Source organism: Vibrio sp. OPT24 (assembly GCF_015163545.1).
In the GTDB taxonomy this organism is placed as follows: domain Bacteria; phylum Pseudomonadota; class Gammaproteobacteria; order Enterobacterales; family Vibrionaceae; genus Vibrio; species Vibrio cyclitrophicus.
This window is the reverse complement of record NZ_JADDYI010000081.1, coordinates 303,635-324,758: the sequence shown is the minus strand read 5'-3', so window position 1 is coordinate 324,758 and position 21,124 is coordinate 303,635. Positions and strand designations below refer to the sequence as shown.

19 protein-coding genes are annotated in these 21,124 nt (G+C 44.4%); 9 read left to right on the top strand and 10 right to left on the bottom strand.

Going from position 1 to position 21,124, the window contains the following annotated elements; genetic code table 11:
• The first annotated feature begins 18 nt into the window (after positions 1-18).
• Entirely contained in the window at positions 19-225 is a 207-nt protein-coding gene (locus tag IQO02_RS22515; RefSeq protein WP_016784622.1) for a hypothetical protein, read from the top strand.
• A gap of 45 nt (positions 226-270) precedes the next feature.
• Here the strand turns inward: IQO02_RS22515 and IQO02_RS21765 are convergent, their stop codons facing one another.
• The 7 genes from IQO02_RS21765 to pspA form a co-directional block, all read right to left on the bottom strand.
• Positions 271-837: a DNA-3-methyladenine glycosylase I gene (locus IQO02_RS21765; RefSeq protein ID WP_016784623.1), complete on the bottom strand. Its 567-nt coding sequence runs from the start codon at positions 835-837 to the stop codon at positions 271-273.
• A 250-nt stretch (positions 838-1,087) separates the two neighbouring features.
• Positions 1,088-4,198 carry an efflux RND transporter permease subunit gene (locus IQO02_RS21760; protein WP_010440101.1) on the bottom strand — a complete coding sequence of 1,037 codons (3,111 nt, stop codon included), beginning with the start codon at positions 4,196-4,198 and terminating at the stop codon, positions 1,088-1,090.
• Entirely contained in the window at positions 4,191-5,276 is a 1,086-nt protein-coding gene (locus IQO02_RS21755; RefSeq protein ID WP_010440097.1) for an efflux RND transporter periplasmic adaptor subunit, read from the bottom strand. Before IQO02_RS21755 ends, IQO02_RS21760 begins: the two co-directional genes overlap by 8 nt.
• Before the next feature lies 1 nt (position 5,277).
• Entirely contained in the window at positions 5,278-6,312 is a 1,035-nt protein-coding gene (locus IQO02_RS21750; RefSeq protein ID WP_010440094.1) for an efflux RND transporter periplasmic adaptor subunit, read from the bottom strand.
• A 157-nt stretch (positions 6,313-6,469) separates the two neighbouring features.
• Complete coding sequence (gene pspC, locus IQO02_RS21745) at positions 6,470-6,856, bottom strand: envelope stress response membrane protein PspC (RefSeq protein ID WP_010440092.1); 387 nt, start codon at positions 6,854-6,856, stop codon at positions 6,470-6,472.
• Complete coding sequence (pspB, locus tag IQO02_RS21740) at positions 6,849-7,082, bottom strand: envelope stress response membrane protein PspB (protein WP_004734605.1); 234 nt, start codon at positions 7,080-7,082, stop codon at positions 6,849-6,851. Before pspB ends, pspC begins: the two co-directional genes overlap by 8 nt.
• A 15-nt stretch (positions 7,083-7,097) precedes the next feature.
• Positions 7,098-7,769 carry a phage shock protein PspA gene (gene pspA, locus IQO02_RS21735; protein ID WP_010440091.1) on the bottom strand — a complete coding sequence of 224 codons (672 nt, stop codon included), beginning with the start codon at positions 7,767-7,769 and terminating at the stop codon, positions 7,098-7,100.
• Between the two features lie 298 nt (positions 7,770-8,067).
• On the opposite strand from pspA, the gene pspF reads away from it, so the two are divergent.
• The 7 genes from pspF (at position 8,068) to IQO02_RS21700 (ending at position 15,246) form a co-directional block, all read left to right on the top strand.
• Complete coding sequence (gene pspF / locus IQO02_RS21730) at positions 8,068-9,090, top strand: phage shock protein operon transcriptional activator (RefSeq protein ID WP_010440089.1); 1,023 nt, start codon at positions 8,068-8,070, stop codon at positions 9,088-9,090.
• A 102-nt stretch (positions 9,091-9,192) separates the two neighbouring features.
• On the top strand, positions 9,193-10,815 hold the full coding sequence (gene sapA / locus IQO02_RS21725) for an ABC transporter substrate-binding protein SapA (RefSeq protein ID WP_016784624.1): 1,623 nt from the start codon (positions 9,193-9,195) through the stop codon (positions 10,813-10,815).
• A complete protein-coding gene (locus IQO02_RS21720; RefSeq protein ID WP_010440077.1) occupies positions 10,815-11,777 on the top strand; it encodes an ABC transporter permease in 963 nt (320 codons plus the stop codon). Before sapA ends, IQO02_RS21720 begins: the two co-directional genes overlap by 1 nt.
• Positions 11,764-12,651 (top strand): ABC transporter permease subunit, encoded by an 888-nt coding sequence (locus IQO02_RS21715; protein WP_010440075.1) that lies wholly within the window; start codon positions 11,764-11,766, stop codon positions 12,649-12,651. The genes IQO02_RS21720 and IQO02_RS21715 overlap by 14 nt, the downstream gene beginning before the upstream one ends.
• On the top strand, positions 12,651-13,652 hold the full coding sequence (locus IQO02_RS21710) for an oligopeptide/dipeptide ABC transporter ATP-binding protein (protein ID WP_010440073.1): 1,002 nt from the start codon (positions 12,651-12,653) through the stop codon (positions 13,650-13,652). Before IQO02_RS21715 ends, IQO02_RS21710 begins: the two co-directional genes overlap by 1 nt.
• Positions 13,649-14,431, top strand: a complete 783-nt coding sequence (locus tag IQO02_RS21705; RefSeq protein WP_010440070.1) for an ATP-binding cassette domain-containing protein — start codon at positions 13,649-13,651, stop codon at positions 14,429-14,431. The genes IQO02_RS21710 and IQO02_RS21705 overlap by 4 nt, the downstream gene beginning before the upstream one ends.
• 35 nt (positions 14,432-14,466) lie before the next feature.
• On the top strand, positions 14,467-15,246 hold the full coding sequence (locus IQO02_RS21700; RefSeq protein ID WP_016784625.1) for a DUF2927 domain-containing protein: 780 nt from the start codon (positions 14,467-14,469) through the stop codon (positions 15,244-15,246).
• Positions 15,247-15,449: 203 nt separating this feature from the next.
• Here IQO02_RS21700 and IQO02_RS21695 read toward each other — a convergent pair whose 3' ends face one another.
• Both IQO02_RS21695 and IQO02_RS21690 read right to left on the bottom strand, forming a co-directional pair.
• Positions 15,450-15,839, bottom strand: a complete 390-nt coding sequence (locus IQO02_RS21695) for a DUF2750 domain-containing protein (RefSeq protein WP_010440063.1) — start codon at positions 15,837-15,839, stop codon at positions 15,450-15,452.
• Between the two features lie 150 nt (positions 15,840-15,989).
• A complete protein-coding gene (locus IQO02_RS21690) occupies positions 15,990-16,895 on the bottom strand; it encodes a manganese-dependent inorganic pyrophosphatase (RefSeq protein ID WP_010440060.1) in 906 nt (301 codons plus the stop codon).
• 201 nt (positions 16,896-17,096) lie between these two features.
• Between IQO02_RS21690 and IQO02_RS21685 the strand changes: the two genes are divergently transcribed.
• A complete protein-coding gene (locus IQO02_RS21685; RefSeq protein WP_016796370.1) occupies positions 17,097-18,311 on the top strand; it encodes a putative manganese transporter in 1,215 nt (404 codons plus the stop codon).
• A gap of 343 nt (positions 18,312-18,654) precedes the next feature.
• On the opposite strand, the gene torA is transcribed toward IQO02_RS21685, so the two are convergent.
• On the bottom strand, positions 18,655-21,117 hold the full coding sequence (torA, locus tag IQO02_RS21680; RefSeq protein ID WP_010440056.1) for a trimethylamine-N-oxide reductase TorA: 2,463 nt from the start codon (positions 21,115-21,117) through the stop codon (positions 18,655-18,657).
• Positions 21,118-21,124: the final 7 nt, after the last annotated feature.

Genomic DNA, 21,124 nt, shown 5'->3' with positions numbered 1-21,124 from the left:
TGAAACGATAGGTCTAATATGCAAAAAAGGCAGGATATTCCTGCCTTTTTCTGTTTAAAGCATAACTCAAAAACAAATGTATCTACTCATATTCAGATACTTCAGCTCATAATACAAACCGCTCATAGTCCAGAAGCCTTCATAATCCAGAAGCTTTCAAAGCCAATATTGAACCTTAAAGCACATCCACTTAAAGATCTCAGAGCGATGAAAAAATGGCTATGAATTTTTCAATTTCTAAGTGATTGTTCCGCTGAAATAAATAACACTTTATTTGTGTGGGCAACCGACTAAATGATCATTGACCATACCTGTTGCTTGCATAAACGCGTAACAGATTGTCTCACCAACAAATTTAAACCCTCTCTTCTTTAAAAACTTACTCATCGCTTTGGATTGCTCTGTAGAGGCGGGAACTTGAGACATCTCGGTCCATTGATTTTCAATCACCTTATTATCGACAAACTGCCATAAAGCATTGGATAGGGATCCAAACTCTTTCTGAAGCTCAAGGGTTGAACGAGCATTGTTGTATACCGAAGCAATCTTGCCCTTATGCTTAACCACATCGAAGTGTTCGATAATATTCGGCACATTGTCTTCATTCAACGCAGCTAACTTATTAAGGTCATAATTGTCAAAAGCGGCACGATAACCCTCGCGCTTTTTAAGTATCGTGATCCAACTAAGGCCAGCCTGAGCCCCCTCTAAAGTAATGAACTCAAACAAAACCTGGTCATCATAAACAGGTACACCCCACTCAGCATCGTGATATTCCCTCTCAAGTTCGTGTTTAAGCGCCCATGCGCAGGTTCTATCTGATGTGTTTGTTTCCATTTGAAGTTCTCATTTGTATTCGTATATAAAAATAATGCCCCAATTGGGAGCATTATTTCAAAGGTTAAATAGGGCGCGTTGACCTTTCGTGGTTAAATTCCGTTCGAAATAAAAGCTTTTTAATCGAGGCGAGGGGAGAAGTAGCCTATTCATCCTAAGCAAATCTCCCTCAACAAAGAGTAAAATGCTTTTTGCGGGGCGCCCAGCTCGAACCCTTCGGGCAGCGTTTGCTGGTCAACACGCCCTAGCGTTAAGCCACTTCAATCTTATGGAATAGACGATACAACACAGGTACTACGATTAGCGTCAGTACAGTCGCAAAGCCTAAACCAAACATAATGGTTACTGCCATTGGCTTGAAAAAGATATCAGGCAGTAACGGGATCATACCTAAAATGGTCGTAATCGCGGCCATGCATACCGGACGAACACGGCTTAATGCAGCGTCAACAACCGCTATGTACGGATCTTTACCTGACTTCATTTCAATCTCAATTTGATCAAGTAATACGATACCGTTCTTAAGTAGCATCCCGGATAAACTCAAGAAGCCTAGCAATGCCATAAAGCCAAATGGTGTATTCAAGGCTAATAAGCCTGTCGTTACCCCAATTAGTGCTAATGGAACCGTCAACCAAACAATTAATGGTTCTTTTACAGAGTTAAACAAGAACACGGTAATCAAGAACATGAACAAGTAACCCAAAGGCATGGTTGTGAAAAGTGACGCCTGTGCATCAGCAGATGACTCATATTCACCACCCCACTCAAGTGAGTAACCCGGTGGCATCTCAATCGCTTCAATTTGCGGCTGTAAGCGCTTCTGCAGGGTTGAAGCCGTTTCTTCACCCAACAGGTCATTGTCGGCCATCACCGTTAGCATACGCTTACGGTTCTTACGAATGATCAGTGGGTCTTCCCATTCCAACTCGTAGCCTAGCGTGACTTGTTGAAGTGGGATGTATTCACTTAATGCTGGGCTCCAAATCTTCATGCCTTCAATGTTACGAATATCGATACGCTCATCTTCCGGTAAACGCGCGACGATAGGCATCAACGTAGTACCATCGCGGTACACACCAATCGATTTACCAGAGAAAGACATTGCTAGGAAATCATCAACGTCAGATTTGGTAATACCATAACGGCGAGCTTGGCTTTCATTGAACTGAGGCTCTAACACCTTGGTTCTTTCACGCCAATCGTGACGAATATTAAACGCACCGTCATCAGCACGCATGATATCCATAACTTGCGCAGCAATTGAACGCAGTACCGTTGGATCAGAACCTACAATTCTTGCTTCAATTTTTGCACCGCCACCTGGACCTAATTCAATTTGTTTCAGCTTGTAGTCTATTTCAGGGAACTGACTGTTTACGTGTTCACGAAAACGCAGCATTAGTCCCTCAAGCACTTCATAACTCTTCACACGAACGGTTATCTCACCGTATGCGCTATAACTTTTTTCTGGAGAGTAAGTCAGCATGAAACGTTGTAAGCCTTTACCCGCCGTCGTCGTGATATGTTCGACTTCATCCTGCTCCGCTAACCAACCTTCAAGCACTTTAAGCTTGGTGTTGGTTGCACGAATATCGGTACCTTCTGGCATCCACACATCCACTTGGAACATTGGTGTAGTTGAAGATGGGAAGAAGGCCTGTTTCACAAAACCAAAACCATAAACACTCGCTCCTAAACCAATAATCAGAACAAACATGGTAAGCCACGCGCGCTTCATACAGAACTCAAGGAAGTTTTTATAGATAACAAAAACCATCCCGTTGTATGGGTCCTTACCTTCGCTATCTGGGTCAATCTTTTGACCTTTAAAGAAAATATCAGCAAAGAACGGCGTAATTGAGATAGCAGTAAACCAACTCAGCATTAACGAGATAAGTAGAACCGTGAACAAGGTGCCACAGTATTCACCGGTTGAGTCTTCAGACAAGCCTATCGGTGCAAAAGCGGTGACCGCAATAACAGTTGCACCCAGCAGCGGCCATTTAGTTTGGGTAACGATATCGGTGGCGGCCTGCATCCGGGTTCGCCCCTTCTGCGTGCCGATCAATATCCCTTCCACCACCACAATGGCATTATCCACCAGCATCCCCAAGGCGATAACCAGAGCGCCTAGCGAGATACGTTGTAAATCGATTTTGAAATACTGCATAAAAATGAAAGTGCCAAAAACGGTCAACAACAGTATCAAACCGATCAACAAACCAGAGCGAAGCCCCATGAAGAACAACAACACAATAATTACGATGGCAACCGCTTGTCCGAGGCTGACCACAAATCCACTTACCGATTTATCGACTTCTTTTGGCTGGTTATAAACCTCTGAGATATCAATACCGACAGGTTGTTGATATTTCAGTTCTGCAAGTCGTCTATCAAAAGCCTCCCCCACCGCAACCACGTTCACTCCCTGAGCAAAGGAGACACCCAGGTTAAGCGCAAGTTTTCCGTTGTAACCAATAATGTTACTCGGTACTTCAACATAGCCACGCGTTACATCAGCAACATCTTTTAGGTAGATAAGCCCTTGAGCGCCACCTTCGGTAAGAATCAAATCGCCAAGTTGTTCTACGTTTTGGAACTCACCCGTTGGGTGGATCCGTATGTATTCGTCGCCAATCCTTACCGCACCAGCACTAGAAACGATGTTCTGAGTCGATAAAAGATTAAACACGGTTGTTGGCGACAGCCCCAAGGAGCTTATCCGCTTCATCGATATCTCAATGAAGACTTGTTCTTGCTGTTGACCAGAAACAGAAACTTTACTGACCCCATCGACCAACTCGAGCTCTCTTCTTAGGTAATCAATGTAATCCAACAGTTCTTTGTAGCTGTAACCATCACCCGTCACTGCAAGCAAAATACCGTAAACGTCACCGAAGTCATCGATGACTTGAGGATCATTAACGCCGGGTGGCAGTTCAACCTTGAGATCATTCACTTTCCGGCGAAGCTCATCCCAGATTTGCGGAAGATCATCTGGACCATAGTTATTCTTCATAGTTACCGTTACCTGAGATAGGCCACGGCTAGAGATAGAGTTCACTTCGTCTACATAGGTAAGCTGTTGAATGGCTTTCTCTAATGGGTAGGTAACTTCTTCTTCCACTTGCTGAGGCGTAGCCCCTGGGTAAGAGGTCACGACCATTGCATCTTTGATGGTAAAAGCAGGGTCTTCTAAACGCCCTAACCCAAAAAATGCAGAGACACCACCAATAAGAAAGATCAGAGACAGCATCCAGCTAATGACTTTGTTACGTATAAAGTAAGAAGCAACACCTGTGATCTGATCATCACCCTGTTGATCGTCATTTTGGGGCTTGTTATTTACTTCACTCATTGTTCGTCTCCTGAGACAATACTTCCACTGTCATCCCATCTCGCAATCGCGATACGCCTGCAACAACGACATGCTGCCCCACTTCCAATCCTTTCATTATCTGCAACGTTTTCTGGTTTGCTTTTCCTAACACAACTTGCTGCTTCGAGACGGTGTTGTCGTCATTGAGTACCCAAACATAAGAGTTTTGACGCGTTAACTCATCGCCATCGGCATTAAACACAGCTTCAATTGGAATCAAAACTCCAGCTTTCAATTCCAAGCCGATATCTCGCCCGTTTGAAGTCACTTCCACAGCCATACCATCAAGAATCAAGTCATCTTCTGGCATAGGTAAAGCAAGTGTCACTGTAAAGGTACCCGTACTTGGGTCCGGTTCGGTTGTGAACTCTTTAATACCTGCGGTGTATTCGTTACCGCTTGGAACTCTCACTACGGCTTCAACATTCGAGAGCAATGTTTCATTGGGTTGATTCACATAGATTTGATCGGGCAGCTGGATCACCACCTCGACATCTTCAATGCTGTGAATATTTACGATTTGTTGGCCAACCTGAATGTTTTCATATTGGTCGACACTGACTCGAGAGATAATTCCATCAACTGGGGCGCGAAGCTTAGTGAACGACAAGCGCAGTTTTGCTAATTCAAGTTCGGCGTAAGCAATTTGTCGTTGAGCGGCAATTTCATCAAACTGAGACTTAGCCAATAGGCCTTTTTTAACAAGTGGACTTGAACGTCGGTACTGGCTATTGATTACTGTGTATCGTGCTTGAGTGTTATCCACCTCCAATTGGTAGTCGGTAGGATCCAACTCAGCAATAATATCTCCAGCTTTAACCCGCTCACCCTCTTTCACATCGAGCTTATTGATTTCACCTGCAACTCGAAAACTGAGATGAGCTTTCTCCGCAGCGTTTGCGACTGCGGGGAAGTAGAGTTTATCGCTAAAATCGATGACTGAGATCTCAATAGCTTTAACCAAAGGAGTGTTATTGACTTCCACAACTTGCTTATCTTCACAAGCTGTAAGTAAGGCCAAACACGACATTCCTGCAACTACCTTAAGTGCTTTCATGTTATAGCCCCCTCTCCTTGATCCACTCACGAACTTTGACGCCAGCTTCAAGACCATTAACACCAGAAGTCACTACTCGGTCGCCATCGTTTAGGCCAGACACGATATGACGCTTTTCATCAATCACAATGGCTACGTTTTCAACAATACCGTCGCTATCTACGCGCCAGACTGAGACGTCATCCCCATCGGTCATCATTGCTGACGTTGGAATTTTGGTTGCTGCCGCCTGTGCTGAAACCAAATTTACCGTGCCAGACATACCCGGTAAAATGCCGACATCAGTTGGTCTTTCCATAACCATAGTGACTTTGTATGAGCCTGTTGTAGGGTCGGCTTCAGTATCCACTTCTTGGAAGGTTAAAACGTAAGAGTTTTCAGGAAACGCATCAAAAACCATGGTTGCATCTGTCTCAAACCCTGAAGAAAAGCGCGTAATAAGTTGGTCGGGCAATAAGAATACGACTTTAAGAATTTGATTGGTTTGAATATTCATCACACCTTGCTTGGCTGCGATGTATTCATGGTTTTCAGCGGGAATAATGGAAATCGTTCCATCGTAAGGTGCTACCAAAGTGGTATAGCGAAGGTTCGCTTTTGCTTGGTTAAGAACCGCTTTAGCCGAATTATGATTTGCTTTGGCCTGATCGAAATCTTGCTCTGATACCACTCGGTCTTTACGCAACTTTATTGAACGTTGGTATTGAACATCGGCTAATTTAAAATTCGCTCTCGCTTGCTTTTCTAACAACTGATATTCATCAGGATTGAGCGTTGCAAGTTCATCACCCTTGTTAACCTGCTGACCAGACGTAACGTCAATGCTCTGCAATAAACCAGGAACACGAAATGCAAGTACCGCTTTGTCGCCGGCTTCAGTGGTGGCAGGGAAACTACGTTCAAAGGCATTATTGCCAACGGAGACAGTGAAGAGTTTGGCGGGTCTAGATTCAGGCTCAGGTACCGGAGGAAGCTCCTTACCACACCCAGACAACCCAGCTAAGGCTGTCAAAAGGACAACGGAGGCTCTATACATTGGTGATCATCCATATCTATAAATATTTTTATAACATAGATTAATCACATGTAACTTACCAGTTATCGTAAGATTTATTTAGACAAAATTATTAAAAAAAATAACGGCTTGGAATAAATTTTCCTAAACCGTTATCTAATCTTTTTTAGGTTTACCGTTACATGTTCTTAAATGCGCGGTCGACTTTAAAAGTGTCTGAGGTTACATAGGCTTCCATATTACGCACACTGGTCTCTAACTTCTGGAAATCATCTTCTAAAGTGCCTAATAGAGTCTCTGCCGTTTGCCCTTTTTCCCAAGGTTTTTGCTTCAGCGTGTGCTCTTGTTTAGCTTTCATTTCATCGACATACTGAGGTGGTTGTTTTTCAATCATAAATGTCAAAGCAATATACGCCAGTAAGACAAGAAAGCTTCCGCCAAGTAGCGCCGCAGAGATAACTAAGATACGAACCAACCAAACTTCCAGGCCAAAATAGTTCGCTAACCCGGCACATACTCCAGAAAGCTTACCGTTAATGGGATCGCGATACAGTTCTCTACTCATAGTTTCGTCTCCAGTTAGGTGACTCCGCATCCAGTATTTTTTCTAGCGTTTTCACGCGATCTTGCATCGATTCAGCTTGAGCAGAAAGCTTGTGTAAACGTTGAAGATCCGTCTCTGAAAGACCATTGCTGGATTTCTTCTTGCTGCGGTAATGTAAGAACAACCATAGCGGTGCCACGAAGATTAAAAAGACAATCAGTGGACCTGCAATTAGAAATGTTGACATAGACAACTCCTAAAATTATTTATCGCGGTTTTCAACTTGCTGCTTCAGTTTCGCCAGCTCTTTTTCAATTTCATCTTGAGCTTGTAGTTCGGCAAATTCTTGATCTAAAGATTTTGCATTGCCTGTCTTAGCGTAAACGTCTGCTTCAGCTTCTAATTCATCCACTTTACGCGAGAATTGCTCAAACTTCGCCATTGCTTCGTTGGTTTTGCTTGAGTGCAAGTGTTTTTGAACATCACGACGATTACTCGCAGCGTTATTACGAATCATAAGTGCTTGCTGCTTTGCACGAGTTTCTGCGATCTTTGTTTCAAGTTTACCAATTTCACTCGTCAATTTTTCGATGGTTTCATGAACCAAGGTTTGTTCGGTGTGAAGGCTCTTGATGATGTCTTCCAGTTTTTGCTTTTCGATTAGCGCCGCTCTCGCCAAATCTTCGCGTTGTTTGGTCAGGGCAAGTGTCGCTTTATTTTGCCAATCTAGAATCTGTGTTTCGATAGCTTCTACTTTACGCGCTAGCTCTTTCTTGTCAGCAATTGCTTTTGCTGAGTTGGTACGAACTTCAACTAAGGTGTCTTCCATTTCTTGGATAATAAGACGAATCATCTTTTCTGGATCTTCAGCCTTATCTAATAGTGCACTGATGTTTGAATTTACAATGTCTGCAAAGCGAGAAAAAATACCCATGAGGAACTCCTTAATTACAATGATGGCAAATGTGTTTTAAATCGTTGTTCGACTTCTCAATCCACCTGCTCACAAATTTACGTTTATTGTTAAACCTACTATGAGTAATCCAAGTAGCGTGCCAACTTTTAAGCCATTTATTATCAATAACTTATAATAAAATGGTGATTAAGTTTATACATGCTATGATAAATTTAGCCAAGTAATGGTATTTTTCGCCACTACTCTTTTGCTTAAGCTATTTAAATTGAGCCCTCTAATAGCATCAACCAGCGCTCAAACCACACAAGGAACCGCTATGCAGCAGAATCTTATTGGTGAATCACCTAGCTTTCTCTCTGTTTTGGATAAAGTGTCTCAGTTAGCCCACATTGAAAGGCCGATTCTGATCATAGGAGAGCGTGGTACGGGTAAAGAGCTAATCGCTCAAAGGCTGCATTACCTTTCAAGACGCTGGGATCAACCCTTGATCTCACTGAACTGCTCAACACTCAGTGAAGGATTGATTGATTCAGAACTGTTTGGTCATGAATCTGGTTCTTTTACTGGTTCAAAAGGACGCCATCAAGGTCGTTTTGAAAGAGCTGAAAGTGGAACCCTTTTTCTAGATGAACTCGCTACAACTCCCCTTGCTGTTCAAGAGAAGCTATTGCGTGTAATTGAATACGGTCAGTATGAGCGTGTGGGCGGGCAAAAAGCACTAAGTGCTAATGTAAGGCTAGTCTGCGCAACCAATGCCGACCTACCCGCTATGGCATTGAAGGGAGAATTCAGAGCCGATTTATTGGACAGGCTGGCGTTTGACGTGATTACTATCCCGCCGCTTCGTGAGCGCAAAGAAGACATCACACTGCTCGCCGAGTATTACGCCATCAAGATGTGTCGAGAATTGGAACTAGAATTGTTTGTCGGCTTCTCACCTTCAGCCGTTGATGCGTTGTTGGATTATTCTTGGCCAGGAAATGTGAGAGAACTCAAAAACGTTATTGAACGTGCTATCTATCAACACGGTAAGAATCCATATCCTATTGAAACTTTAGTGTTTAACCCGTTTGAGCCAGCATGGAAAACTGAGCAAAATTCCACACTAGAAATTGGCAATGATCCATCCACCAACCATACTTCATCTGAAGGGACATTTTCTTTGCCGCTTGACTACAAAGCATGGCAAGAACAACAAGACATCCAGCTGCTCAATCAAGCCTTAAAACAAAGCAAGTATAACCAAAAGCAAGCAGCAGAATTACTCGGGTTAACCTACAACCAATTACGAGGAATGGTGAGGAAGTACGCGATTGTTGGACAAGCTAACGATAAATAGCTGTCCACACTTGATTATTATTTGGAGCCGAATAAATAAAATGTTAAATTGTCCGGATCTTGAGGCTCCTCTAATGCCTCGTTTCGAAAAGTATTTCTTTTTATGAAAGCACTAATAAGACTATCACTGAGCATCTGTACGCTGAGCTTTTTAGCTGGATGTGGTGAGAGTGTCGATCACGAACAAATCCGTGAAAAAGGCTTCATCTATTGCGGCCAAGGTAATCCTAGCACCTTCAACCCACAACTGGTTGATAGTGGCATTACTTCTGAGTCACTGAGCCCTCAAATTTTCGACACACTGCTAACGCTTGACCCTATGACGTACCGACCAAAAGAGAACTTGGCAACAAGTTGGTCTGTCGACAAGTCAGGTACTGAGTACACTTTCACTCTTCGCCCCAATGTTGCGTTTCAAACCACAGACTGGTTTGCCCCAACTCGCAGCATGAACGCGGAAGACGTAGTCTTTAGTTTTGAACGAATCATTGATAGTTCGAACCCATTCCATTATGTGGGTGGCGGCCTATACCCATGGTTTGCAGGCATCGATTTCCAAAACTTAATTGTCGATATCACTGCAGTTGATAACCTAACGGTAAAATTCCGATTAAGCCACCCAGACAACTCGTTCCTCAACAATATTGCCACCAGTTACGCGGTGATTCATTCCAAAGAATACGCCAACAAGTTGATTGCGACTGACGAGAAAAATGAGATCGATTCTAAACCTGTTGGTACTGGTCCTTTTTACCTAGATGAATATCAGATCAACGATCTAGTGCGCTTGAAAAAGAACAAGCGTTACTGGAAAGGTGACGTTCAAATGGACCAAGTTGTATTCGACACATCGCAACGTGGAACAGGCACGCTTGCCAAGCTGCTTCGCAATGAGTGTGATGTCTTGAACTCGCCAATTTCTAGCCAGATCCCAGTCATTCAAGCCCGTGAAGAATTAAAGATTTCAGCAACCCCTGCTGTCAATGTCTCTTTCATTGCGCTTAACACTGAACACCCAGCACTGCGTGACTCTCGAGTCCGTAAAGCACTCAATTTAGCAATCAATCGTCAGAACATACTCGACTCTGTGTACTACGGTACAGGTACCAAGGCCTACACCTTATTGCCACCAACGTCTTGGGCTCATCAGAAAGACAGCGTTCAGGTTCGCTATGACCGAAACTACGCCTTAGCGCTTCTTAAAGAAGCCGGTGTTGAACCAGGTTTAGAGCTTTCAATGTGGGTACCGCTAGAACCAAGAGCATACAACCCAAGCCCGAGAAAAACGGCAGAGCTTATCCAAGCTAACTTTGCCGATATCGGTGTTGAACTGAAACTCTATACCGACGACCGATTCGACCGTACACAGCTATCATCGATTGCCTCAACAGATCTGCTTCTTACTGGTTGGATAGGCAATACCGGAGATCCTGATAATTTCTTGCGTCCTTTACTCTCTTGCAGCTCTGAACGTGCCGGGCTAAACGTCTCTATGTGGTGTAATTCGGATTTTGATTTCCTTCTCGACTTAGCCTTGGAAATAAATCAACAAAGGCACCGTGTGAACCTGTATCGACAAGCCCAAAACATATTGAACGAAGAAGTTCCTGTGATACCTCTCGCACACGGCGTGCAATTCCGCGTCCACGACCGTTCACTGACCGGTTTCAAACAGAGCCCGTTCAACGCTCAACCTTTTGATCAAGTCAGAAGAGAGGTGAACTGATGTTTTGGTATACATTAAGACGTGTAAATTTATTTGTTATTACGCTTGCGATCCTGACTTTAGTAGGCTTTTCGCTACTTCGACTAGACCAAACTTCTCCTTGGGCAATTCAAGATTTCTGGCCCGGTTGGATTAGCTATATTACAGAGTTATCGACCCTTAATTTTGGCCTAAGTAAACACGGTGCACCTATCATCGATGAACTTGCCATCGTATTCCCAGCAACGTTAGAACTGTGTTTCTTTGCTTTCGTTCTGGCTCTATTTATTGGCATTCCTTTCGGCACCATCGCCGGTATGAGACAAGGTAAATTGGTCGATACCACGATCTCGTTTACCTCAATGGCAGGTTACTCTGCTCCTATATTTTGGGTCGCGTTGTTGATGATCATGGTGTTTTCACTGCACTTTGAAATGTTCCCTGTTGGCGGTCGCTATGATCTGCTTTACGAGATTGAACACGTAACTGGGTTTGCCATGATCGATGCCTTTTTTGCAGAAGGTCGATACCGAGCACATGCACTACAAAGTGTTATCGAGCATATGGCGTTACCTTGTCTTGTTTTAGCGTTAGCCCCGACAACTCAAGTTATCCGACTGATGAGATCATCGGTGGCTGAAGTGATGACGCAAAACTACATCCGCGCGGCACGTATTAAAGGTCTGTCTACCAGAGAGATCGTCATGCAACACGTATTAAGAAATGCGATCCCACCGATCATTCCGAAAGTCGGCGTTCAACTATCAAGTATGTTAACGCTCGCTATTATTACCGAATCCATCTTTAACTGGCCTGGTATTGGCCGCTGGTTGCTAGATGCTCTTTCGAATCAAGATTACGTTTCGATTCAAGCTGGCGTAATTGTAGTAGCGACACTGGTTTTGACCGCAAACATTCTGTCCGATCTATTGGGCGCAATGGTTAACCCACTGGTAAGGAAGGAATGGTATGCTAACAAATAACGTCTACCAAGAAGAGCAAGTTCCAACCCAGTTCGAACGTTTCTGGCGCAGCTTTCGTGGTAATAACCTCGCGATGTTCGGGTTGTGGTGCTTAGTCTTTATCATCCTAATCACGGTCACTTCGCCTTGGTTGGCACCGCACGATTCCCACGAACAAACAGGTCACCTTTTAACCCCGCCATCTTGGGATCCAGCAGGCACGGTGGAATATTTCCTAGGTACCGACGACTTGGGCCGAGATATCCTTTCTCGCCTCATTATTGGTTCTCAGTTGACCTTCGGTGCTGCTGTTGTCATCACATTCATTGCTGCTGTGATTGGTTGTTTAATTGGCGTGCTCGCAGGTATGACTCGTGGGCTACTATCAAGCACACTTAATCACCTGCTCGATACCGTTATGTCAATTCCGTCTCTGCTGCTAGCGATTATTTTTGTGGCTTTTTTAGGCTTCGGTGAATTTAATATCTTACTAGCGATATGTTTGGCGCTTATACCGCGCTTTATCCGCTCGGTCTACATTGCTGTGCATGCTGAGGTAGAGAAAGACTATATTCTGGCTTCTCGCCTTGATGGTGCAAACGATTTCTATCTGTTATGGAATTCGATTGTTCCCAACATTCTCACCGTCGTCGCACTTGAAATTACGCTAGCACTGTCAGTTGCCATTTTAGATATCACCGCTTTAGGTTTCTTAGGGCTTGGCGCTCAAGCGCCGAGCACTGAGTGGGGTTCTATCTTAGGTGACTCTGTAGAGCTGATTTATCTTGCACCATGGACAGTGACGCTACCCGGCCTAGCCATTATGTTTACAGTGATCGTAATTAACCTCGTCGGTGAAGGTGTTCGCCAAGCACTAAATGCAGGAATCGAATAATGCCGTTACTTGATATTCGACATCTAACCATCGAAATTGAGACTCCTCAAGGGTTGGTTAAAGCTGTAGATCGGATGAGTATTACCCTAAATGAAGGGGAAATTCGTGGCCTTGTAGGTGAATCAGGCTCAGGTAAGAGTTTGGTCGCCAAAGCTATCGTAGGTGTTTGTAAGGAAAACTGGAAAGTATCAGCCGATCGAATGCGCTTAGGCAATATCGACCTACTTCAACTAACGCCTAAAGAAAGGCGTCGTGTAATTGCACGCGATATTGCGATGATATTCCAAGAACCATCGAGTTGTCTTGACCCATCGGAAAAAGTGGGACACCAGCTCATTGAATCAATTCCTTCCCATGCATTCGACGGTCGCTGGTGGCAACGATTTAAATGGCGTAAGAAACAAGCAATCGCCCTGCTGCACAAAGTCGGTATCAAAAATCACTCTCGCTTGATGGATAGCTACTCTTACGAGTTAACCGATGGCGAATGTCAAAAGATCATGATTGCAATGGCCATCGCAGCTAAACCTAAAGTGCTGATAGCTGACGAGCCTACTAACGATTTGGATCCGATAACTCAGTCTCAAATATTGCGCCTATTGAGCCGCATGAACCAGATTAACAACACAACTATCGTACTGATCGGCCATGACTTAACCACCATAACTCAGTGGGCAACTCGCATTACCGTTATGTACTGTGGTCAATCGGTCGAATCTTCGGATACGCAGAAATTGTTGGCTGCACCAAAACACCCTTATACCGTTGCTTTGTTGAAAGCGATGCCAGACTTCAATAACTGGATCCCTCACAAAGAAAAATTACAGTCATTGCCAGGATCGATTCCACCATTACAACATCTACCTATTGGTTGTCGATTGGGGCCTCGTTGCCCATATGCACAAAGGCAATGTGTAGAGATCCCGCATACCAAGCGAATTAAAAACCATAAGTTTAACTGTCACTTCCCTCTGAATATGGAGAAGAAAAAGAAATCATGAGTGCATTATTAGAAGTCAGTGATCTATCTAAAGACTTTACGACTCGCTCTGGTCTTTTCCGTAAAAAGATTCATCAAGCAGTGAAGCCTGTAAGTTTTACCCTTGAAGCCGGACAAACAATTGGCTTTATCGGTCAGAATGGTTCAGGAAAGTCGACATTAGCAAGAATGCTAGCCGGTATGGTTGAGCCCACTGCGGGCGAGATTCGTGTGAATGGTGAAAAGCTAGAACACAAAGATTATTCGACTCGCTGTAAGCTGATTCGCATGATCTTCCAGGATCCCAATACTTCACTTAACCCTCGCATACAGATTGGTCGTATTCTTGAAGGCCCATTGAAGCGAAACACCAACATGCTACCAGAAGCCCGAATGCGCCGTGTGAAAGACACACTATTGCGTGTTGGCCTGTTACCAGAACATGCCTACTTCTATCCTCAGATGCTTGCTGCGGGCCAGAAACAGAGGGTTTGTTTGGCTCGCGCGCTGATACTTCAACCATCAATCATTGTTGCCGATGAAGCGTTGAATGGTTTGGATATGGCGATGCGCTCTCAAATCATCAACCTTTTCTTAGAACTACAAGAAGAGATGGGAGTATCGTTCGTTTATGTATCTCAACACCTCGGTATTGTTAAACACATTACCGACAAGATCATTGTCATGCACGAAGGTAATGTGGTTGAGAGTGGAGAAACGGATCAAGTGTTGACCAATCCAACTCACCAAATCACGCAACGATTAGTTGAGAGCCATTTTTCCAAAGCGCCGAGCCATTAATTCATATCGCGCTATATTTTACAAAGGGGAAAGGTATGTTACGAATAGCTTCAATGCTTCCCCTCTTGCTCGGGCTGTTTTCCTTTAACGTTGCAAGCACATCGCTCACCTGGCTAGATAAAACCTTTGTAGAAACAGCGTTTTATAATGTTGCACTTCAACACGAATATACCGAAGGAAACAAACCACTCGCTAAATGGACCCAACCGATCAAAATTTGGATCGACCATCGAGTTGGCGACAAAGAGTTGCATCAAGAGCTTGCAGAACTCCATATTCAACACCTATCTCAGGTTACCCGGCACCCCATTGAAATAGTCACTAAAGAGTCCGATGCCAATGTTAAGTGGATATACACAAGACAAAGCCAGTGGGTCTCCGAAGCCAAATCGATACTCAAACTTAAATCGACTCAACATTTGGGCAGCGCTATCTGTACCGCAGGCTATCGTGCAAATTCAAAAGGAGAGATTGTTTATGCAGGCGTTATTATTCCCGTGGATCAAGCCAGATCTCGAGGCAAGCTGGTCGCATGTATCGTAGAAGAGATCACACAAGTTCTCGGCCTGCCTAATGATTCAGATAAGGCATACCCTTCTATTTTCAATGACCATACACCAGAAGACTTATTATCACCTTTAGATGTGGTGCTACTGCAACTACTGTATGAACCCGAGCTGAAAGCTGGAATGACAAAATCTGAAGTAAAACCTATCGTTCGAAAGATACTCGAGAGGTACAGCAAAACAAGCGTACTTCAACAAGCGTCAAAGAACGCGCAACAGGCTCCTTTATATCAGCTCATAGGATACTAATTTAAGCGGTCGTTACTAGACGAAAAGGGAGTTACTGGATAAAAAGGTGGTCATTGGACGTAGAAATGGGTGATGGGCAAAGAAGCAGGCACCGACTTTAACACGTATTCATTTGGTGGCTGAGTGTTGAAGCGTAGTATCAGAAAGAGAGCAACAGCGCTGCCTAAAGGAAGGCAACGCTAACTTACCGTTTAACGAGAGGATTATCGCTTAGTCGCTTGTTTCTTCAGCTCGAAGTCGAACTCATCCGGGAACAAGATAACACCTTCTTCTTGCTCGTTCGGGAATACCACAACAGCAAGTTCATCGTCTTCAAGACCATTCGTCCAGCGGCTGTGCCACTTGTTCAACGAAATAGACTCAGCTTTACACTCAGACCAATCACCCGTTGCCCACGATTCTGCGAACTCTTGGTTTGGCCATACTGGAACACAATCTTCATCTTCTGTGTTCAACATTACACAACCGTGCTCATCGGTTAAGATCCATACTTCACGGTTCGCTACGATTTCTTTCACACAGTATTTTAAGCGTTGCTCACCCGTATACTTGTTGATTTCAGCGATTTTTTTATCGTCTAGCTGTGTAGTCATCTTAATTTCCTACTTTAGTCAGTAACTTTGTTCTTAAAGTTATTTTATGCCGAGTGTTCTTAACTTCAACTAATACCTCTGAAGAAGAAAGTCGACTTCAAAGAAAAACGCCTGCTAGATAAGCAGGCGTTTACTATTAAAGCGACTTGATTAAGCTAGCTCACCTTGAAGCCAAGGCCAACCTTGCTTCTTACGGCTTAATGTATTTTCCATCATCAATACACCATTTTGCTCATGCTTAACCAATTTCTCAGCCCACTCACCTTTGTAAAGTAGACGAGTTTGTGCAGTAGTAATGTCTGTTAGCATTACCGCAGCGAATGCTAGACCGTCTTTCTCACAACGCTCTTCAAGATCCGCTTCTAATGCTTCGATCATGCCGTCTACTTGCTCAAGAGTCGCAAGTTCAACTTGACCAACAACAACATCACGACCGTTGAATGGGTAGCCTTTAAGGTCTTTTTCTACTAGCTGTGCAGCAGATAGGCCTTCGATGTTTGTCTTAGCGATTAGAAGCGCTTTGATGAATGCATCAACGTCAGTCACGCCAGCGATTTCAGCAAGCTCAGCAACGGCGTCTTTGTCTTTTTGAGTACATGTTGGAGAAGCAAAACCGACAGTGTCTGAAAGAATTGCAGACATCATTAGTTTAGCGATTTGTTGAGAGATAGCGTGACCTTCAATCTTGAACATGTTGAATAGTACAGTGTTTGTACAACCAACGGGCCAGATCCAAGCTTCCATTGGGTTAACTGTCATCACATCGCCTAGACGGTGGTGATCGACAATACCTACGATCTCTGCATCAGCAACATCATCTGGTGCTTGTGCTAGATCTGAGTAGTCAACTAGCCAGATTTTCTCACCAGCAACAGAAGTACGAAGCTCTGGCTTTTCAGCACCAGCGACTTCTAGAATGTGTTGAGTTTCGCGGTTGATCTCGCCTTGGCGAATTGGTGTCGCTTCCTCGCCACGAGCTTTAAGAAGCTCAGTTGCAACTAACGCACTACAAATACTGTCACTATCAGGGTTTTTGTGACCAACAACTAAAATCATGTTTCTTCCTATTACACTAACAATTATGACTCTACCTTTAGAGCCTCTCTTTATTGGCCATACTTTACCTCATTTTTTTAGATTGGTCATGTTTCGTAGGTTTAACCAATAGTAACAATAGATAAAAAAACAACAAATGCAATTGATAATTATTATCATTCGTATATATTTATCTTAAGCCACTAATTTTGAGTAACACCTATGGATCGACTAATCTCTTTTTTGCCAAGCAATCGTGCTTCGAAAACAACTCAGTTTTCACTCTCATTTAAGCGACTGCTATTGCCTATCTCACTTGTAGCCTTAGTGGCAGCCCCTGCCACACGTGAATTGACGGTGACCACTTTGTCAGATGCCTTCTGGGCCGTGTCTTGTTACGTCGCGTTAACCTTGGCTATTTACCACTGGTTAAGCTTCTACATCAACAAAGATAACGTCTTCAACAAGCTCGTTCATCAATCTCGCTCAAATCAAGTGGTATTCGCGGCTCTCATGGGGGCGCTACCCGGCTGTGGCGGTGCGATAGTGGTGACCACACAATTTATCTCAGGAAAACTCGGATTTGGTGCCGTGGTTGCGGTGCTCGTCTCGACCATGGGTGACGCGGCGTTCTTACTCATAGCGAGCGAGCCTAAGACAGGTTTAGCCATGATGGCGATGGGCGTCATTGTAGGCACTGCGTCAGGCCGAATCATTAACTTATTTCACGCCGACGACTTCTTACGCCCGAAACCGGCAGAAAAAAGTGAAGTCACTTACAGCTGCGCTTCTCAATCTCAAGACAAAGAAGCGGTCTCTAAAAAAGCGATAAACCTACAAGGTTACCTTTGGTCTGTACTGATTGTTCCTGGTGCTGCCGTTGCCCTACTCGGCTCTTTTCAAGTCGATGTTAACGAGTTACTCGCTTTGCCTGAAATGTCGATGGAGTGGGCAGGAACAATTTTGCTGATCAGCTCCATGTTTCTGTGGGGGCTGACCCGTGAAATTGAGGATTACAAATCTGCCGTGAGTGAAGACGAAAAGTGTGTGGGCTCTCATCCACTACAAAAAACGGCTCAAGATACTAATTTCGTAACAGCGTGGGTTGTGGTGGCCTTTCTTTTCTTTGAATTTGGCTCTGTGATAGCAAATGTGGATTTTGCGACGCTATTCTCGAGTTGGGGCATGATGATCCCCCTGGCGGGTGTGTTGATGGGGTTATTACCTGGCTGTGGTCCTCAGCTATTGGTGACTAGCCTTTATCTCTCAGGCGCACTGCCACTCTCGGCTCAGGTCGGTAACGCTATTTCGAATGATGGTGATGCGCTATTCCCAGCGATTGCAATGGCACCGAAAGCAGCGCTTGTCGCGACCTTCTATTCGAGTGTTCCTGCTTTGATTTGCGCATACGGTTATTGGTTTATGTTCGAAGCTTAAGTTTCTATTTAGGGCTCCGCTTTATATCCCAGGTTCAAGCTTCTCCAATAGGTTTTTATTAGGTCGGTACTTTGTATTGACCTTTTTTCCATCGGTCTAAGTTCTTACAACAGGTTATTTTTACATTCCCTTACTGCTTCATTGCTTCTACAAACTACCTCAAACACACATTAAAGCCTGTATCAAAAACACCCTAAATTGGCGCTGTGACAATGCTTAGTTAGAAATCCCAACACGTACACTAGAAAAACAAAAAGCCCCTGTAAGAATGCTTACAGGGGCTTTAATTCAAGCTTTCGTACTTAAGTTACCCAACTAAGAAGCTAGGCTACTTAACAAGAACTTAAGAAACTTCGATTGGACCACCGAATGAAGTTACTGGAGGCAGTTTGCCTTGGAACTTCTCGAAGTTAACCAAACATGTGTTTGCTGAAGTCGCTTGAGCAAGTTCAGACGTACCGATGTCTTGAGTTAGTGTGTTTGGATCGCCGTAAGTATCTAGCGCGCCCACTTTCTCGTTGATCGGACCGTACCAAGCACCTTCTTCGATACGAACAACACCAGGAGCGTAGCTATCCATTAGAACAGCACCTGCCAGTAGTTGACCACGGTCATTGAACACACGTACTACATCGCCATCTTTGATGCCTTTCTTCTTAGCATCGACTGGATTGATGTAGATTGGCTCACGGCCTTGCACCGCGTAAGTCGCACGCCACTCTTCAGATTCACACATTTGAGAGTGAAGGCGCTTGTCTGGGTGACAAGATTGTAGCCAATACGGGTGTTTGTCAGAGCCTGGACCACCGTGTGAACGTTCAGATTTCTCGAACCACATTGGGTGTTCTTGACAGTGCTCGTAACCCATATTACCCACAGTACGGCTTGTGATTTCGATGAAACCAGAAGGAGTACCTAGTGCATTGATCTCTGGATCTTCACGGAATGAAGCGTGACGAGTCCATGGCTTGCCTTTACCGAAGTCTAGGAAACCTTTTTCCCAGAACTCAGCAAACTCAGGCATTTCAAAGCTACCTTCGTTAGCAGCACGACATTCGTCGTACAGAGATTTAACCCACTGCATTTCGTCCATGCCACGCGTGTAATCGTCGTAACGACCCCAACGTTTAGTAAGGCTAGACATGATCTCGAAGTCAGTTTTAGACTGGAACAGAGGATCCACTAGCTTGTGCATTGCGATCAAACCACGGCCAGAGTACGCACCGTAACCATCAATATCGTTACGTTCCCACTGAGTACATGCTGGAAGCACGATATCAGAGTGACGACAAGTTGCAGTCCAAGCGAAATCAACAGCTACTACCGTTTGTAGGCTCTTGAATGCTTTACGCATCTTGTTGCGATCTTGGTGGTGGTGCCACGGGTTGTTACCACTGAATACCATCATCTTGATGTCAGGTAGTGTTACTGTAGAACCGTTCGCTTTGATCTTCTTACCAGGCTCTAGCAAGCTATCTACCCAACGAGCAACAGGGATTACACGGCTGTAACCGTTGTAATCTGTGTTGGTGTGTTTAGGCGATTGACCTTGGTCGATGTTCAACGGGAAAGAACCTGGAGCAGCGAAACCAGTTGAAGATACACCGATACCAGAGTAATGGTGACCGTAAGAGATACCACCGCCTGGAAGACCAATTTGGCCAACCATTGCTGCAATAACTGCACACATCCAGTAAGGCTGCTCACCGTGTTGTTGACGTTGGATACTCCAACCCACAAGGATCTGTGTACGACCGTTAACCAGCATCTTAGCGAAGTCACGAATTGAATCCGCGCTTGCGCCACAGATAGCTGAAGCCCATTCAGGAGTCTTCTCAACTTTATCTTTCGTTTCACCTTGAACGTACTTGATGAAGTCTTCAAAACCTAAACAATAAGTCTCGATGAACTCTTTGTCGTACAAGTCTTCGTTATAAAGAACGTGAGCAACACCTAGCATGAACGCCACATCAGTTTGTGGGTTGATGTACATTTGCTCGTTTTCTAGGTAACGACCTGTTTTGTTTTTAACAGGGTCAACAGAAACAACGTTGATCTCTTTCTTAGCAACTTTCTCTTTCAGCTGTTCTAGATATGCAAACGACTCGTGAGTCTCACATGTCCAACCTACTTGAAGGTTTTTCACTGGATCGTTACCCCAAAGAACAATATTGTCACTGTTTTCTAAGATAAGTTCCCAAGATGTGCCTTGTGCATAAACTTCGGTCGAACCTAACACATAAGGCATGATCGTTTGACCAGCACCTGTTGAGTAGTCACCGATTTTCTTCACAGAGTAACCGTGAAGTGCCATTGCACGTTGCATGTGGTTAGTACAGCTGTGGAACTGACCTGTTTGTCTCCAACCAGTTTGACCGGTGTGAAGTGCCCATGGACCGTAATCTTTCTGTACGCGCTCTAGTTCGCGGTAAACAAGATCTAGTGCCTCATCCCAAGTCACACGAATGAAACGGTTGTTACCACGCGTGTCAGCGCTGTACTTGTGCTTCTTCAACCAATCTAGGCGAACCATAGGGTAACGCACACGAGATGGGCTGTAGATAATACCTTTAATACCTTTCAGCATCTCTGTTGGGTGCTGATCGATTTCTAGAGGTTTAATTTCTTGTACTTTACCCGCGTAAACACGAGCTCGGAATGCACCCCAGTGAGAACCAGAGACTTTCCACGCGCCGTCTGTTTCTGCAGCAGACGCTGATGCCGACGCCAATAAGCTTGGACCGATAACCGATGCCGCACTTGTTGTAGCGACACCTTTCAGAAAACTTCTTCTTGTAATTGCCATTGTGTTA